Raw genomic sequence first — 17,146 nt, 5'->3', positions numbered from 1 at the left:
CTAATGACGAAAATGCGTCGTTTTTATGCGATACCCTATGTCTTTTGGTTATTGCTATTTGTTATTGCACCAGTCTTATTGATCATCTACCAATCCTTTTTTGATATGAACGGCAACTTTTCGCTGGTCAATTATCAAAGCTACTTAGGTTCTGGCAAATATTTGATCATGACCTTAAACTCGGTTTGGTATGCCTTTTTGATCACCTTGATTACCTTAGTGATCAGCTACCCGACAGCCTATTTCTTAACTAAGCTGCGTCACAAAGATTTATGGCTGCTGTTGATCATCTTACCAACGTGGGTCAACTTATTGTTAAAAGCTTATGCGTTTATTGGGATTTTCGGCATTCATGGCAGTGTCAACAACTTCCTAGAAATCATGGGTGTTGGACCAAAGCAGATTTTGTTTACCGACTTTAGCTTTTTGACGGTTGCCGTCTATATCGAACTGCCCTTTATGATCATGCCGATTTTTAATGCCTTAGAAGAAATGAATCCCTCTTTGATCAGTGCCAGCCGCGATTTAGGGGCAAACAGCTATGATACGTTTCGACGAGTGATTTTCCCTCTGTCGTTAAACGGTGTGAAAAGCGGCGTCCAAGCCGTCTTCATTCCGTCGCTCTCCCTCTTCATGTTGACCCGTTTGATTGGGGGCAATCGCGTGATCACGCTTGGTACGGCGATCGAGCAGCACTTTCTCGTTACCCAAAACTGGGGCATGGGTTCGACCATCGGCGTCATTTTGATCATCGCTATGTTCCTCGTGATGCTGTTTACGGGAGAAAAGAAAAAAGGAGGGCAACGTAAATGAAAAAATTTCGCTGGTCGAATCTTTATCTGATCGTCGTCTTTATTCTTTTGTACGTGCCGATCTTTTATTTGATTTTCTATTCCTTCAATGAAGGAGGCACCATGAATGCTTTTACGGGTTTCACTTTTGAACATTACCAATCCGTCTTTCAAGATACCCGCTTGATGATCATCGTGTTGAACACCTTTATGCTGGCATTTTTATCAGCATTACTGGCAACGATCATCGGCACATTTGGTGCGATGGGCATCTACTATACCCGCAAACGCCGAACGAGAACGGCATTGTTGAGTTTGAATAATATTTTGTTGGTTTCACCAGATGTCATCATTGGTGCCAGCTTCTTGATTTTCTTTACGATGATCGGCAACTTGTTCCGTGGGTTTAGCTTAGGCTTTTTCAGCGTATTGCTTTCGCATATCGCCTTTAGTATCCCGATCGTGGTGTTGATGGTCTTGCCGAAACTGCAAGAGATGAACGATTCAATGATCGATGCTGCCCGTGATTTAGGCGCGAATAATTTTCAAGTCATTAAAAATATCATTTTGCCTTTCTTGACACCGGGCATCATCGCCGGCTATTTCATGGCCTTTACTTATTCACTCGATGATTTTGCCGTGACATTCTTTGTGACAGGCAATGGCTTTAGTACCTTATCGGTAGAGATCTATTCTAGAGCACGTCAAGGAATCAGTTTAGAAATCAATGCATTAAGTACACTTGTCTTCTTATTCTCCATGATCCTGGTGGTAGGTTATTACTTTATCAGTAAAGAAAACGGCGCGAAGAAATTGCGTAAAAACCGCCGTGTGGAGGTGGCAAATCTGCGATGAAACGACTACAATCTCTGATTATCGGTATTGTTGCGATCGTCCTGATCTTGCTCTTTGGTGTCCGTGAATTGGAACGCTCCTCTGGTATGGCAGGCGCTGAGGTTGTCAACATCTACAACTGGGGCGACTACATTGACCCTGATTTGATCAGTAAGTTTGAAGAAAAGACTGGCTACAAAGTCAATTATGAAACCTTTGACTCAAATGAAGCGATGTTCACGAAGATCCAACAAGGCGGTACGTCCTATGACATCGCCATACCGAGTGAATACATGATTGAGAAAATGATGGAACAAAATCTTTTAAAACCATTGGATCACAGTAAAATCAAAGGGTTAGACAATATCGACCCTCGCTTTTTGGACTTGAGTTTTGATCCAGGCAATCAATATTCCATCCCTTATTTCTGGGGAACACTGGGGATCGTCTATAACGATAAATTCTTTGATGAAGGTGAGATCACCCAATGGGACGATCTTTGGAAACCCGAATTAGCAAATAGCATCATGCTGATCGATGGCGCGCGTGAAGTGATGGGATTAGGTTTGGACAGCTTAGGCTATTCTCTAAACAGCAAAGACGACGATCAGCTGCAAGAGGCATTCAATAAGCTACGGACCATGACCCCAAACATCAAAGCCATCGTCGCAGATGAAATCAAGATGTACATGGCAAATGAAGAAGCATCGGTTGCGGTCACATTTTCTGGGGAAGCAGCCGACATGATGTACGAAAACGAGCACATTCATTACGTGATCCCTTCGGAAGGCTCCAACCTGTGGTTTGATAATATGGTCATTCCTAAGACCTCACAAAACGAAGCCGGTGCTTACGCCTTCTTGAACTTTATGCTAGAACCCGAGAACGCTGCACAAAACGCAGAATACATCGGCTATTCCACACCTAACCAAGAAGCCATGGCATTACTGCCTGACGAGATCACCGAAGACAAACAATTCTATCCATCCGATGAATTAATGGAACACCTCGAAGTCTATGAAAACTTAGGTGCTGAGTATCTGGGCATCTATAATGATTTGTTCTTGGAATTGAAGATGTATCGGAAGTAAGCAAACTGTCATTAAGCAGGGAATGGATCCTGTTTAATGGCAGTTTTTTTATTATTTATTACCTGATGTACGAAGGGAGTCTATGGATAATAGTTCTTTATCAAGTAGGAATGATGAGTTTTGATAAGCAAATAAGGCAAGGTAATTTATATATGAATGTTTTCCTTTTTTTAAGTAATAATAGATGAGACATCAAAACAAATTGATCTTTTTGAGGTTATGATATGATTATAAGTTCTATAGGAAATCAAGTTGTTTTATAAACGTGATTTCAATGTGATTGATATTATTTTCGAGAATTTAAAGGAATACTTACATTTATTTAAGTGCCTTTTCTGCAACAAGTAAGTGAGATGTTGTATCGACTTGTTGCAATGAATTGTAATATGCTTTTTTCTAAAGCACATCTATAATAAGGTTACGATCCTGATAACGCTATCAAAAGATTAAGGCCTTTATTTTGGATAGTAAGGAAGTGGTTATCATCATGCTTACAAAAAGACAAAAAAAATTATTAGAGTTATTAGTGCGACAAAGTGACTTTAAAACAGTCGATTATTTTGCAAGCAAATTGGGTGTTTCAAAAAGAACGACGCACAGCGAATTAGGGATCATTGAAGAATATCTCCAGAGCTCGGGAGAATATCTTGAGAAAAAGCGCGGAGTTGGTATTGCGCTAAAACGTTTCAAGGAAGTTGAGGGAATCGAGAATAAGAAAGAGGAAAATGATCTTTACAATACATTCAACCGAAGAATTGAGATCATGAGTATCTTGTTATTCGATGAAAAGGTGGTTAGCTTCAACCATTTATCGGAAAGATTTATGGTGAGTAAAACTTCAATTATTAAAGATTTTGAATTCATTATGAAAATATTGAATGTTGGATCAAGTATCAAGCTGTGCAGCGATGTTCATGGCACGTCATTATTGGGGACAGAGGAAGACGTCCAAAAAGCATTGCTACAGTTTAATCGCTATTTACTTAATAATTCAGAACTATATGATGAGGATTTTGCCGAAAAAATTAAATTGTTAAGTCCATACTATGGCGAAAATTTGATCAGTGCTTGCTCGAATATTTTGTATACCTATATTCGAGAAAATGTAAACGCTATTTCTGACTATTATGTGCAAAATATCTTGAACATTTTTATTATTCTAGTTTTTCGGGTTTTCAAAGGTCATCACATCGAGGAAATAAAAAAATCTGAGGCCAATGTGGCAACAGTTTTCTTTGAGGAAAGTGCTGTTCGTTTGTTGCATAAATCAGCATTACGTTTGGAGTTTTCTTATACGAACGAAGATGTTCAATACTTATCATTGCAACTGATCTCTAATCGTTTTGAACCTTTGCCAGAGGAAGAAATAGATAGTGTGATTGTTGAACAATTACTTTCGAGAGTTTCGGCTGCACTGAATATCAACTTTGCCAGTGATCAAAAGTTGGAGGAACAGTTAAAAAATCATATTCCCCCAATGATTTATCGTTTAAGGACGAACAACAAAACGGAGAACCCATTTACCTTACAAATAAAAAACGAATTCTCTTTAACCTTCAATGTTATTTGGGTGGTACTAAGTGAATATGAACGGGAATTAGGGCTTAGTTTTAATGAGGATGAAATTGCCTTTTTGACAATGTATTTCCAAGCTGCAATCGAACGCGCACGATTAAATCGAAAAATCTTGATTGTTTGTCAAATGGGGATTGCAACTTCGGAACTGCTGATCAATCGAATCAAAAATGTTTTACCATCATTGGACTCATTTGAAGTAGCCTCTGTGCCGGAATTGGAACAGATGACTCTTGAAGACTATGACATGATTATCTCAACCATTAAGATAGATATTCCTAAAAAGGAAGTTATTTTGGTTTCACCATTTTTAACGAAAGAAGATATAGAACGAATTAAGCATTCAAACTCGCTTCCAGCGTCTGAGAATAAGGTTCTAGAATTTGTTCGAGCGCATCATCTGATGAAATTTGTTATGAAAGATCTTATTTATGTAAATACCAACTTTTCTTCTAAAGAAGAGCTGATCGATCAAGTCGGTGAAAGACTGATACAGAGGAATTACGTAAGTCCATCATTTAGACAAACAGTCCTAGAGCGTGAAGAGTTGGGCGGTACTGATTTACCTTCTGGCACCGCTGTCCCTCACGGGAATTCGACATACGTCAATAAAACGATCATTGTTGTAGTCAAAAACAAAAAGAAATTTAAATGGAATAAATATTATGTCGATTTGATTTTTCTAATTTGTATTGCGAAACAGGATACCTTTCAGACACGGAATATTTTGTCAGATATCTATAACATCATTGATAACAATGAGCACTTAAAGCAATTGCGGGATTCAACGACAAATGAAATGTTATATAGAAGAATTGGGAGTGATTAAAGTGGAGAATGTTCAGAAAAGTGATAAAGGAGTTATTACTCCGGATTTGATTTTATTAAATAGTGATTTAGCTGATCAAGATGAAGTGATCCGACATATCGTCGAGGCAGCTGAATTTGTTGGCTATGTCGAAGATGCAGATGAACTGTATCAAGCAGTAAGAAAACGTGAGTCTGAAGTTCCGACTGCGATCGGGTATGACATCGCGATTCCCCATGGGAAAACCGAAGCTGTATTGCATCCATTCATCGCCTTTTTACGAGTAAATAAAGCTTTTCAATGGACAAAAGAAAATGAAGAAATGGTTCGCCTCGTCTTTTTGATTGGTGTTCCACAAAATAGCGAAGGCAAGATGCATCTAAAATTTATCTCGCAATTAAGCAAGAAATTACTAGATGATGATTTTAGAGATAAGTTATTGAGTGAAACAGATAAAAATAAAATATATGAACAGTTGAGTTCAATTGAAATTTAAGGAGGAATTTAGAATGAAAATAGTAGCAGTTACAGCATGTCCAACAGGGATCGCTCATACGTATATGGCACAAGAAGCGATCGAAAAAGAATGCCGAAAACGCGGACATGAAGTCCAAGTCGAAACTCAAGGTAGCATGGGAATTGAAAATCAGCTAGAACAAGAAGACATTGATCAAGCAGACGTGTTAATTTTAGCAGTTGCTATCGATGTAGAGGATAGCGAACGTTTTGAAGAAAAAATAGAGATGGGGAAAACCTTAAACGTAGAGCCTGGTAATATGATCAAATACCCTGCCAAATATATTGATGAAGCAGAAAAATTATAAAGAAGGAGACTCAAAAAAATGAAAAAAGAGAATAAAATTTTTAAAGACTTACAAAAAGCCTTTAATACAGGGGTTTCTTTTATGTTGCCATCAGTTGTTGTCGGGGGGATCTTTCTGGCAGTCGCTTTAGCTACCGGGAAAGCAACTGATACCGGAATGGAGATCACTAATCCTTTTATGCAAAACTTAAATGATTTAGGTGCTGCAGGTTTTGCGATGATGATTCCTTTACTTTCTGGGTATATTGCAAATTCATTAGCAGGGAAACCTGGTCTAGTTCCGGGAATGATTTTAGGGTTTGTAGCAAATAATCCAATCGGTGAAGGTCAAGTCAAGACCGGTTTTCTTGGAGCCATGATTATGGGTGTTGCTGCAGGTTATTTTGTTCGTTGGTGCAAAACTTGGAAAGTTCCTTCTACCATCAAAACGATCATGCCTATCTTGATCGTACCAGTAGTTACGACTTTTGTACTTGGAATGTTCTATATTTATGTAATTTCTGTACCAATTGGTTTAGCAATGGATTGGTTGGTTAAAGTTCTTGGTCAAATGCAGGGTGGTAGTGCTCTTATTTTAGGATTGATTCTAGGTGCAATGACAGCAGTTGATATGGGGGGACCAATTAACAAGACAGCGACTGCCTTTACATTAGCATTGATGGCTGAAGGTGTGTATGGACCAAATGGTGCCCACCGTATTGCCTGTGCAATCCCACCATTGGCTATGGCAATTTCGACATTTATTGACCGGAAAAAATATACTGCTGAAGATAAAGATTTAGGAATTTCAGCATTCTTTATGTCATTAATTGGTATTACAGAAGGCGCAATTCCGTTTGCGGCAAAAGATATCAAACGAGTTCTGCCAGCAATTATTATCGGAAGTGCTGTAGGTGGTGCAATGGGGATGGCAACAGGAGTAGAAGCATTAGTGCCTCACGGAGGATTTATTATCTTACCGGTTGTGAATGGTAAATTGTGGTACGCTCTTTCCATCATTGTCGGAGCAGCTATTTCAGCGGGTATCCTTCATTTTACAAAACCAAGCTTAGTTGATGAAAAAAGAAAGAAAAAAGAAGAGAACACAGAACAAGTAGAAGTAGCAAAATAGAAATAACAAAACAAAAATAACTAGCGAGAGCGTGGGACAAAAGCAAAAAACACTTTTGTCCCACGCTCTAAATACGTCTAAACGGCGGGAAAAGCAACCCCGAGAAATAAGTCGAAATACCCAAAATTTGAAAAGTAATTTACTTGTATTCCTCCTTATTTCTCGAAGGTTAACACTTCTGTCCCCGTCTCTTTTTTTGAGAAATGGGTCTAAACATTTAAACGCTGACTTTTTAATACAGCTCAATAGCTCCTTTTCAGAAAAATGCAGAAGACCTCACAAAGGCAGACAAGCGCCACTATATAGTGTGAATGAACTCTCCGCTGATTTTTCGTTCCCTGATTTAAAGATTCGATGCTCAAGCGTTCTTTTTGTCACTCATAATTTAAAGGTCTTTCAGTATCCATAATAATCATAAATAATGCGTGCCGGGAATTCAACAACACCTCTTTTTGAGAAACTGCAACAAGTCGGAGGATTCATGCATTCACTTGTTGCAGAAAAATGTAATATTCAGAAAGAATAATCGATTCTATACTTTACTTGTAAAAGGTAGACAAACAAATTAACAGTAGAAATGGAGATGTAACTGAAATGGAAAAGTTACCGATCAAAACAGTCGTAGAAGGGTTATTGGATTTGCAAGCAACTGGTGAAAGCGCTACATTGCTTGGGATTGGACCAATGTCAAAAAATTGTGTCCAAGCCACACTTGAGTTATCTAAAGAAGACGATTATCCTGTCATGTTTATTGCTAGTCGTAATCAAGTAGATGCTGATGAGCTAGGGGGCGGATATGTAAATGGCTGGAATCAATTTACTTTTGCGAAAGCTGTTGAAGAAGTAGCCGAAGACATTGGATATGACAATCTTTATTACTTATGTCGAGATCATGGCGGACCTTGGCAACGTGACAAAGAGCGTAATGATCATCTACCAATTGAAAAAGCGATGGAACTAGGTAAGAAATCTTATGTAGCAGATATAGAAGCTGGTTTTGATTTGCTAATGATTGATCCTACAAAAGATCCCTTTGAAGTCGGTAAAGTAATCCCATTGGACACGGTACTCGAACGTACAGTTGATTTGATTGACTTCTGTGAAAAGGAACGTAAAGCCCGTAAGTTACCAGAAATTGGTTATGAAGTAGGGACAGAGGAAACAAATGGTGGGTTAACATCCACTGAAACCTATGAAACATTTATTTTAAAATTGAAAGAAGAGTTAGAAAAACGGGACTTACCAATGCCAACTTTTATTGTTGGACAAACGGGAACATTGACGCGTAAGACAGAACAAGTAGGTACTTTCAATTTCAAAAATGCTTATGATTTAGCTCAAATGGCTAAAAAATACGGGGTAGGTTTGAAAGAACATAATGGGGATTATTTAGATGATGTCACTTTATTAGAACACATTCCTTCATCCATCACTGCGACTAATGTGGCGCCACAGTACGGCACCGAAGAAACACGCGCTTATTTAAATCTTGCTGCTGTCGAAGCAAAGTTAGTGGAATATGGGTTGGTTAAAGATGCTTCTAATACGCGTGATGTATTGCTTGAACATGCCATTAAGAGTGAACGTTGGAGAAAATGGATGGTTGGCGAACAAAAAGAATTGACGGTTAGTCAAATCATGGATCAAAATGATGCACAACTCCAAGCAGAAATTTTAGATATTGCTGGTCACTATACTTTCAACGATGACGAAGTAAAAGCTGAAATCGAAAAAATGTATGCAAACCTTAAAATGCACAATATTGATGGTCAGCGTTATGTAGTCGATCATATCAAACGCCCAATTCGGGATTATGCAGAATGTTACAATTTGAAAGGTGTTACAACACGTATCAAAAATAATGCCAAATAGGTGGGCAACTAGGAGAGCAAGATGAAATTTTTTCTAGATACTGCAAATGTAGATGAGATTAAAAAAATTAATACATTAGGTTTAGTTGATGGTGTTACCACGAACCCGACAATTATTTCTAAAGAAGGTCGAGACTTTGAAGAGGTAATTAAAGAGATATGTTCGATTGTCACTGGTCCTGTCAGCGCTGAAGTAATCGGTTTAACAGCTGAAGAAATGATCACTGAAGCAAGAGAACTTTCAAAGTGGGCGGATAATGTCGTTGTGAAGATTCCTATGACAGAAGAAGGCTTAAAAGCAGTCAATGTCTTGTCAAAAGAAGGTATTAAGACAAATGTGACACTGATTTTTACTTTTTCTCAAGGACTATTAGCGATGAAGGCTGGTGCAACCTTCATCAGTCCATTTATTGGCAGACTTGAAGATATTGGCACAGATGCATACGAGCTGATTGCAAAGCTAAGACAAGCAATCGATTTTTATGGCTTCGATACTGAGATTATTTCGGCCAGTATTAGAAATTTGCATCATGTGGAATCGGTAGCTCATTTAGGATCCCACATTGCAACTATTCCGAGTAGTCTTTTTCTTAGTCTTTGGTCACATCCTCTTACGGATAAAGGCATTGCCACCTTCTTAAAAGATTGGGAAGCATTTAAAAAATAATGAATGAACAAGAATGGCTAATCATATGATTAGCTATTCTTGTCTAAGGAAGAGGAAAAATGTTTAATAATCATGATGTAGAAGCAATCAACACGATAAGAACTTTAAGCATTGATGCTATTGAAGCAGCAAATTCAGGACATCCAGGCTTACCTATGGGTGCCGCCCCAATGGCCTATGTTTTATGGAGCAGATTTTTGAAAATCAATCCGGCAACAGCAAAAAAATGGACAAATCGAGATCGATTCGTGCTTTCTGCTGGCCATGGATCAGCAATGCTGTATAGCTTATTGCATTTAGCAGGATACAATGTTTCTATTGATGACTTGAAACAATTTCGTCAGTGGGACTCCAAAACTCCTGGACACCCTGAAGTGAACCATACAGATGGGGTGGAAGCTACCACAGGACCTCTGGGGCAAGGAATTGCGATGGCTGTCGGAATGGCAATGGCTGAAAAACATTTAGCCGCTACCTACAATAAAGAAGGTTTCCCCATTGTCGATCATTATACGTATGCTTTGTGTGGCGATGGCGATTTGATGGAAGGCGTATCACAAGAAGCATGTTCTATGGCTGGTCACATGAAATTAGGGAAATTAATTGTATTTTACGATTCAAATGATATCTCACTAGATGGTCCAACAGATCACTCATTTACAGAAAATGTAGGAAAAAGATTTCAAGCCTATGGTTGGCAGCATATTTTGGTTGAAGACGGGAATGACCTTGAGATGATTTATCATGCCATTGAAAAAGGCAAATCTGAAGTAGAGCGACCAACATTAATTGAAGTTAAAACGATAATCGGGTATGGTTCAGCGAATCAAGGGACATCAAAAGTTCATGGATCTCCTCTTGGAGAAGAAGATGCTAAAAATGTTAAAAAATTCTATGGCGTCGATGAAAGAAACAGTTTTGTTGTATCAAAAGAAACGAGAGCACAATTTGATCACCATATCTTATCCAGGGGGAAAAAGGCGGAAAAAGAGTGGGATACTCTCTTTTCAGAGTACAGAAAAAGTTATCCTGATTTAGCGAAACACTATCAGTTTGCTCATGAAAGTAGATTACCTGAAAGCTGGGACGATACGCTTCCTAAATATGAGTTAGGAACAAGTGCGGCGAGTCGGGTTACAAGTAAGGAAACGATTCAGGAATTAGCAAAAGGGATCCCGTATTTATGGGGAGGCTCAGCAGATCTATCAGCATCCAACAATACCATGATTGCCAGTGCTGATGAGTTTACACCTGAAAATCCTAGTGGAAGAAATATTTGGTTTGGTGTGAGGGAATTCGCTATGGCAGCAGCAATGAATGGGATTCAATTACATGGCGGGACAAGAGTATATGGTGGCACATTTTTCGTGTTTGTCGATTATTTGAGAGCAGCGATAAGACTGAGTGCATTACAAAATGTTCCAGTAATCTATGTGTTAACCCATGATTCTGTAGCAGTTGGAGAAGATGGACCAACCCATGAACCTGTTGAACAATTAGCTAGCCTCAGATGTATGCCTAACGTTCATGTTATTAGACCAGCTGATGGCAATGAAACTGTAGCTGCTTGGAAAGTTGCTATGAGGTCACAGGAAACACCAACGGTATTAGTTTTAAGCAGACAAAATTTACCGGTTCTTGAAGGAACATTAAAGATGGCCGAAGAAGGGGTGGCCAGAGGCGGTTATGTTCTTTCAAAGCATGCTTCTAAAGGAGCGCCAGATGGTGTATTGATTGCTACAGGATCTGAAGTAAGCCTAGCAATTAAAGCTCAAAAAGAATTACTGAAACAAGGAAGAGATGTTTCAGTTGTTTCCCTACCAAGTTTTGATTTATTTGAAAAGCAATCTAAAGAGTATCGGGAATCAGTATTACCAAGCTCTCTGACAAAACGAGTTTCAATAGAAATGGGTTCGAGTTTTGGTTGGGAACGCTATGTTGGTCTACATGGGAAATCAATTTCAGTTGATCGGTTTGGTGCGAGTGCACCGGGAGACACAGTAATAACCAATTACGGGTTTACTGTTGAGAATATCATTGATACCTACAATTCACTATAATTTGTTAACTAACCGGGAAAACACAATCTATGAGTGTTTTCTTCCGGTTTTTTAGTTAAGGAGGAATTTAAAATGGCGACAGTCATTTTTGATGTTGATGACACACTGTATGATCAGTTAGTTCCATTTAAACAAGCGTATGAGAAAAATTTTTCGTTTAGGAATATTCCAATTGAAGAGCTCTTTTCTTTGAGTCGGAGGTACAGTGATCAAGTTTTTGATAAGACAACCAAAGGCTTGCTATCCCTTAGCGACATGCAAATTTATCGCATTCGCAATGCCTTCAAACATTTTGGGGTAGCGATTACGGATGAGCAGGGAAGAAATTTTCAAATCGATTATCAAATGAATCAAGAAAGAATTCGATTATTACCTGAAATGAAAGATGCACTTAATAGCTGTTCAAAGAATGGTATTCAGTTAGGGATTATTACTAATGGACCTGCCGATCATCAAATGAAAAAGATAAAAGCGTTAGGACTAAACAAATGGATACCAGACACAAACATCTTTGTATCTGGAAAGCTCGGCTTTTCAAAACCGGATTTGAAAATATTTCAATATGCTGAAAAGGCCATGAGGCTAAATAGAGAGACTACTTATTATGTAGGAGACTCCTTTGTGAATGACATTATTGGTGCCAAAAAAGCTGGTTGGAAAGCTGTATGGGTCAATCGTAGAAATTCTACTAAAACTGATTGTGATATAATCCCAGATTATATCGTTAATAATCATGAAGCTATGAACCGTTTTATTGATTCTCTTATATGCATAGAAAAACAATCTTTCTGAAAACACTGGGAAAAACACTAAAAAAAGAAAAAGTTGGAAAACAGACTGCATGACAAATGTAGTCTGTTTTTTTTGCGTATAGTTCATTAACAGAAATTTTTGCCATCTTACTTCTCGCAATAAATGATTCTTGTTTCACCACAATAAAAGAAGCCACTTTATCAAGCATTGGTAGAGAAGTTGTTTTTTTGGTAAGACGTTAGTTAATAAATGTTAGTGAGGGAGTGTACTTAGAGTGGTGAATGATATTTCTTTAATCTATGCAAAACAAAATAAAAAAAATTGATTACATCAGTTATTGATGGAAAACAGGTAGAAACTGATAAAACAGCTATTTTTATGGCTGGTAGTTCAGGATCAGGGAAAACGGAGACTGCACAAACGCTGACTATGTTAAATAGCAATCTATGTGTGATCGATACGGATCAATTTAGAAAGGAATTTCCAGGATATCTAGGAAATAATTCGTACCTATTTCAAAGAGGGTACGCACTGCTTGTTGATGCTGCTTTGGATTTAGTCTTAAAAAAAGGGTATAGTTTTATTCTTGATGGGACATTTGCCACTAAAAAAGCTGATCAAAATATTGCACGATGCTTAAAAAAGAATTATGATGTTCTTATCTATTCTATCTATCAAGATCCTTTTATTGCTTGGAATTATACGAAGCAACGTGAAAAAATAGAAGGACGCTTTGTTCCTAAAGAACATTTTATAAATGCTTTTTTTCAATCAAGATATAACTTGATTAAAATGAAGGAATTGTATAAAGAAAATGTGACCGTTAATATTTTTATAAAAGATTTTCAAAATCGCCATTCTCATACGTTGATGGCAGTTGACAATGTATCGTTCGCTTTGCCATTAACATACACAAAGGAAGAATTGGAGGAGAAGCTCAATGACTGAGAAAGAAAAAGTAGAAACAATCATGATAAAATATCATCGAAACTTCTCGATCTTACAGAAAAAGGCAACGCCTAGCGAATTGAAAACAGTTTTAAACTTTGTTGCAGAAGAATCGAACCGTAAACAGTGAGTGCTTGTTGGCTTAGAGAAAGAAGAACAAGCGGACAATGAAAAAATTTAGGTTTCTTAAGAATGACCATTGAACAAGTAAACCCGAGATAAGAAGCAAGCGCTTCTTATCTTTTTTTGTATCATTATGGTGGGCGTGCCGTAACGTTAGGATCAAAATAGAAAAAAATTCACAAAAAGTGCTTGACCTAAAGTCAACTCTAGGTGGTATCTTTTTAGATAGAAGAAATGAGCAGCGATTGTTAGAACTAAGAAAAATCACGATTTCCCTTTAGGATAACTTGCTATTTCTTGGTTTGACAGGAATTTAAAAAAGAGCGTCTAGCTCCGATTGCCGCTTTTTTCATTCTAGAAAACGATCCACTCATTTCTACTTCGTGTCTTTTTACTTGTGAGTAAATACACGAACCATTCAAACATTTCTACAGGAGGTACGTACATGTTATTAGAAAAAATCAAAAGCCCCAAAGAGTTAAAAGAATTGACCAGTGGGCAACTTCAAGAACTGGTAGTAGAAGCACGAACTGCTTTATTGGAAAAAATCAGTCACCATGGAGGGCACAATGGCCCTAATCTGGGGATGGTTGAGATGACGATCGCGTTGCATAAGGTCTTTGATTCCCCCACCGATAAACTGATTTTTGATGTGTCTCATCAGACCTATATCCACAAAATGTTGACGGGACGCGTCCATGCCTTTCTTGATGCTGCTCAGTATGATGCGGTTTCTGGTTACACGAATCCGAAAGAAAGCGAGCACGATCTCTTTACGGTCGGTCATACCTCCACCTCAGTTTCGTTGGCAAATGGTGTGGCGAAAGCCCGTGACCTAAAAAATGAAACGTATAACGTCGTTGCCGTCATTGGCGATGGTTCTCTATCAGGTGGCTTAGCGTTTGAAGGCTTGAACAATATCGTGGAATTAGGCACCAATACTATCGTGATCCTCAACGACAATGACCAATCGATTGCAGAAAACCATGGGGGGATGTACCAGAATTTGCGGGCATTGCGGGAAACTAAGGGGCAAGCAGCAGACAATCTGTTCAAAGCGATTGGTTTTGAGTACCACTATTTGGATGAAGGAAATGATCTCGCTGCCTTGATCGCTTTATTTGAAAAAGTGAAAGACATTGATCATCCTGTTTTATTACACATTCATACGATCAAAGGCAAAGGCTTCAAGTTTGCGGAAGAAAATCGTGAAAAGTTTCATGCAGGCGGTCCCTTTCATTTAGAAACAGGCGAATATATTTCTGCTGGGGGCAATCAAGTAACGTACAACAGCTTAACGACGGATTATTTATTAGAAAAAATGGCGACAGATCCTAAAGTCGTGGCAGTAAACGCTGGTACACCGATGCTGCTTTTTTCTCCAGAACAACGAGAAAAAGCAGGTAAACAATTTGTAGATGTGGGTATTGCAGAAGAACATGCGGTATCGATGGTTGCTGGGTTAGCAAAAAATGGAGCGAAACCTGTCTGGGCCGTTTTTTCTACCTTTATGCAACGTAGTTTTGATCAAATTTCCCATGATTTGACCTTAAATCATCTGCCTGGAACGATTCTGGTATACGGTGCATCGATTCATGGAATGAATGACGAGAGCCATCTGGGAATTTTTGATATTCCCTTTTTGGCACATATTCCTAACCTTGTTTATCTTGCGCCAACCTCTAAAGAAGAATATCTAGCAATGTTGGATTGGTCGTTGGAACAAACCAACGCTCCAGTTGCGATCCGAGTACCGGTTGGACCTGTCAACGAAACGGTACGAGCAGCCTCTACTGACTACAGCGATCAAAAAAATGAGGTGACTCAAGCTGGCACGCAGGTAGCCATCGTCGGTGTCGGAAACTTTTATGCGCTAGCAGAAGAGATCGCTGAACAATTGGAAATGCAACATGGAATTACCCCAACGGTGATCAATCCTAAGTTTATTTCAGGGGTCGACAACGAATTGTTGGATGCTGTGGCACGAGCGCATAAACTCGTTGTCACGTTGGAAGACGGCATACGAGAGGGCGGCTATGGACAAATGATTGCCAGCTATCTTGGTGATCGTGAGATTGCCGTCAAAAACTATGGCTTAGAAAAGAAATTTTATGATAATTACCGAGCAGCGGACGTTTTATCCGAACTTGGTATCACTGCTGAGGCAATTACGAAAGATGTCATAGAACAGCTGCAGAAATAAGTTCTCTTGGGGTGTCTTATGTAGCTGATAGGATGTTAAAAAATGAATGATCGAAGGAAACCTTGCAGTAAAACAGACTGCAAGGTTTTTTCGCAGACAATCGGTGATGATCTCCAGCAAATGCAGAAGACCAATGCTTTTCAAGCATAAAGCCTCAGCGTAGGAAGCATTGGTCAAAAGCTGGCGATCCAGCAAATAATAAAGAGGTAGGAAAAGATTGCTTTGGTGTCTTATCCGGTTGAGCTCAGAGAAACAAAAAAAGTATTTTGTAAAAAGAAAAGGGGTAACTATGAAATTTTTTTCAATGAAGTTGCTGGCACTGTTGTCGGTGGCAATGGTCGTCTATTCGGCACCGGCGATTTCTGCCAATGTTCCAGCGATTGCGGCAAGCTTTCCAGAAGTAGATGCGGTCTACGTCGGGTTACTGACCACGATTCCGTCATTGTTTCTTTTGCTAGGGATTTTTACTACTAGCATGATCGAAAAAAGGATCGGCAAAAAATACACGATGGTCACCGGCTTGGTCATTGTGGCGATTTTTGGCACGCTGCCGGTATGGTATCAGGGGAGCTTTCCCGTCTTGTTTCTTTCGCGCGCGATTCTTGGCTTTGGGATCGGCTTATTCAATCGTTTGGCGATTCAAATGATTAGTTTGTTGTTTCAAAATAAAGCCAAGGCCCTTGGGTTAGAAAGTGCCGTCGGTGGTTTAGGTGGTATCTTTATGACTTTGCTGGTAGGGCAGCTAGTGAAGATCAGTTGGGAGATCTCTTTCTTCGTTTATGGCTTTGCCTTGATCAGTCTCTTTTTTGTTCAGGTGTTTATTCCCAATGAAACAAAAGCGACCACCGATGCGGCTCTGATAGCGAACGTCACGGTTTCAAAAGAACGGAAACAAAAGTCATTTGTTTTGGGGGTGCTCTTGTTTCTGATCGTTGTCTTGTTTATCAACTACAATCTGCAGATCACCCCGTTGTTGTTGGAAAAAGGGATTGGTGATGCGACCGATGGCAGTAACATGATCGCCGCCATTGCGACGGGGGCATTTATCGCAGGCAATGCCTTTGGCTTGATATATAGACGCCTACATCGCTGGTTGCTGCCCGTTGCGGCATTGCTTGCAGGAAGCAGCATCTATTTGACCTATCCCTTGCAGACGGTGGGGCTGCTCTTGGGTTGTTCTTTACTACTAGGCTTTGCCTTTCGCAGCATCATGCCTTTTTTCACCCACTTGCTGACGACTGGTGGTGAAGCGGAAGCTAAGTTTGGCACGATCGTCTCGATCGTTGCTTACAATTTAGGGGTCACGTTAGCACCTTATGCATCACGCTTGCTGATACTAGTCAGCGGCAATGAAACAGCAGGGATGCAGATGATCCTGTCAGGGGTCTTGTTGGTTATGATTGGGATTGTCTCAGGGATCAGCAATCGCTATTTTCTTTATTTCGAGCGGGGAACTTCTGAGGAACTTGGGTAGCTGTTTTTAAAAGA

15 protein-coding genes are annotated in these 17,146 nt (G+C 39.2%); all 15 read left to right on the top strand.

All coding sequences use genetic code 11. From position 1 onward, the window contains the following. Positions 1-3 precede the first annotated feature (3 nt). The 15 genes from IGI72_RS14325 (at position 4) to IGI72_RS14255 (ending at position 17,132) form a co-directional block, all read left to right on the top strand. Entirely contained in the window at positions 4-813 is an 810-nt protein-coding gene (locus IGI72_RS14325; protein ID WP_005234157.1) for an ABC transporter permease, read from the top strand. After that, entirely contained in the window at positions 810-1,646 is an 837-nt protein-coding gene (locus IGI72_RS14320) for an ABC transporter permease (RefSeq protein ID WP_005228535.1), read from the top strand. Before IGI72_RS14325 ends, IGI72_RS14320 begins: the two co-directional genes overlap by 4 nt. Then, positions 1,643-2,716: an ABC transporter substrate-binding protein gene (locus IGI72_RS14315; RefSeq protein ID WP_438754653.1), complete on the top strand. Its 1,074-nt coding sequence runs from the start codon at positions 1,643-1,645 to the stop codon at positions 2,714-2,716. The genes IGI72_RS14320 and IGI72_RS14315 overlap by 4 nt, the downstream gene beginning before the upstream one ends. Positions 2,717-3,191: 475 nt before the next feature. Next, positions 3,192-5,120 carry a BglG family transcription antiterminator gene (locus IGI72_RS14310; RefSeq protein WP_438754652.1) on the top strand — a complete coding sequence of 643 codons (1,929 nt, stop codon included), beginning with the start codon at positions 3,192-3,194 and terminating at the stop codon, positions 5,118-5,120. Next, on the top strand, positions 5,086-5,595 hold the full coding sequence (locus IGI72_RS14305; RefSeq protein ID WP_077451911.1) for a PTS sugar transporter subunit IIA: 510 nt from the start codon (positions 5,086-5,088) through the stop codon (positions 5,593-5,595). Before IGI72_RS14310 ends, IGI72_RS14305 begins: the two co-directional genes overlap by 35 nt. Before the next feature lie 13 nt (positions 5,596-5,608). Continuing rightward, positions 5,609-5,923, top strand: coding sequence for a PTS fructose transporter subunit IIB (locus IGI72_RS14300; RefSeq protein ID WP_002334609.1), 315 nt, complete (start codon positions 5,609-5,611; stop codon positions 5,921-5,923). An 18-nt stretch (positions 5,924-5,941) separates the two neighbouring features. Further along, on the top strand, positions 5,942-7,033 hold the full coding sequence (locus IGI72_RS14295; protein ID WP_142968582.1) for a PTS fructose transporter subunit IIC: 1,092 nt from the start codon (positions 5,942-5,944) through the stop codon (positions 7,031-7,033). Positions 7,034-7,627: 594 nt separating this feature from the next. Further along, a complete protein-coding gene (locus IGI72_RS14290) occupies positions 7,628-8,905 on the top strand; it encodes a class II D-tagatose-bisphosphate aldolase non-catalytic subunit (protein WP_438754651.1) in 1,278 nt (425 codons plus the stop codon). Between the two features lie 21 nt (positions 8,906-8,926). After that, positions 8,927-9,571, top strand: a complete 645-nt coding sequence (gene fsa / locus IGI72_RS14285; RefSeq protein ID WP_438754650.1) for a fructose-6-phosphate aldolase — start codon at positions 8,927-8,929, stop codon at positions 9,569-9,571. A 59-nt stretch (positions 9,572-9,630) separates the two neighbouring features. Further along, a complete protein-coding gene (gene tkt, locus IGI72_RS14280) occupies positions 9,631-11,631 on the top strand; it encodes a transketolase (RefSeq protein ID WP_438754649.1) in 2,001 nt (666 codons plus the stop codon). A 72-nt stretch (positions 11,632-11,703) separates the two neighbouring features. Then, entirely contained in the window at positions 11,704-12,423 is a 720-nt protein-coding gene (locus IGI72_RS14275) for an HAD family hydrolase (protein WP_438754648.1), read from the top strand. 282 nt (positions 12,424-12,705) lie between these two features. Beyond that, the gene (locus tag IGI72_RS14270) at positions 12,706-13,332 is read left to right on the top strand and encodes a zeta toxin family protein (RefSeq protein WP_438754647.1); all 627 of its coding nucleotides are present in this window, start codon (positions 12,706-12,708) and stop codon (positions 13,330-13,332) included. Beyond that, entirely contained in the window at positions 13,325-13,462 is a 138-nt protein-coding gene (locus tag IGI72_RS14265; RefSeq protein WP_284590912.1) for a hypothetical protein, read from the top strand. Before IGI72_RS14270 ends, IGI72_RS14265 begins: the two co-directional genes overlap by 8 nt. A 438-nt stretch (positions 13,463-13,900) precedes the next feature. Then, entirely contained in the window at positions 13,901-15,658 is a 1,758-nt protein-coding gene (locus IGI72_RS14260) for a 1-deoxy-D-xylulose-5-phosphate synthase (RefSeq protein ID WP_284590914.1), read from the top strand. Between the two features lie 289 nt (positions 15,659-15,947). Next, on the top strand, positions 15,948-17,132 hold the full coding sequence (locus tag IGI72_RS14255; protein WP_438754646.1) for an MFS transporter: 1,185 nt from the start codon (positions 15,948-15,950) through the stop codon (positions 17,130-17,132). The last annotated feature ends 14 nt before the right edge of the window (positions 17,133-17,146 follow it).

Origin of the sequence: Enterococcus sp. DIV1059_2 (assembly GCF_051713685.1) — a bacterium.
Taxonomy (GTDB): Bacteria; Bacillota; Bacilli; order Lactobacillales; family Enterococcaceae; genus Enterococcus_D; species Enterococcus_D casseliflavus.
Note: the sequence above shows the minus strand (reverse complement) of the source record. Positions and strands in the feature narration are given on the sequence as shown.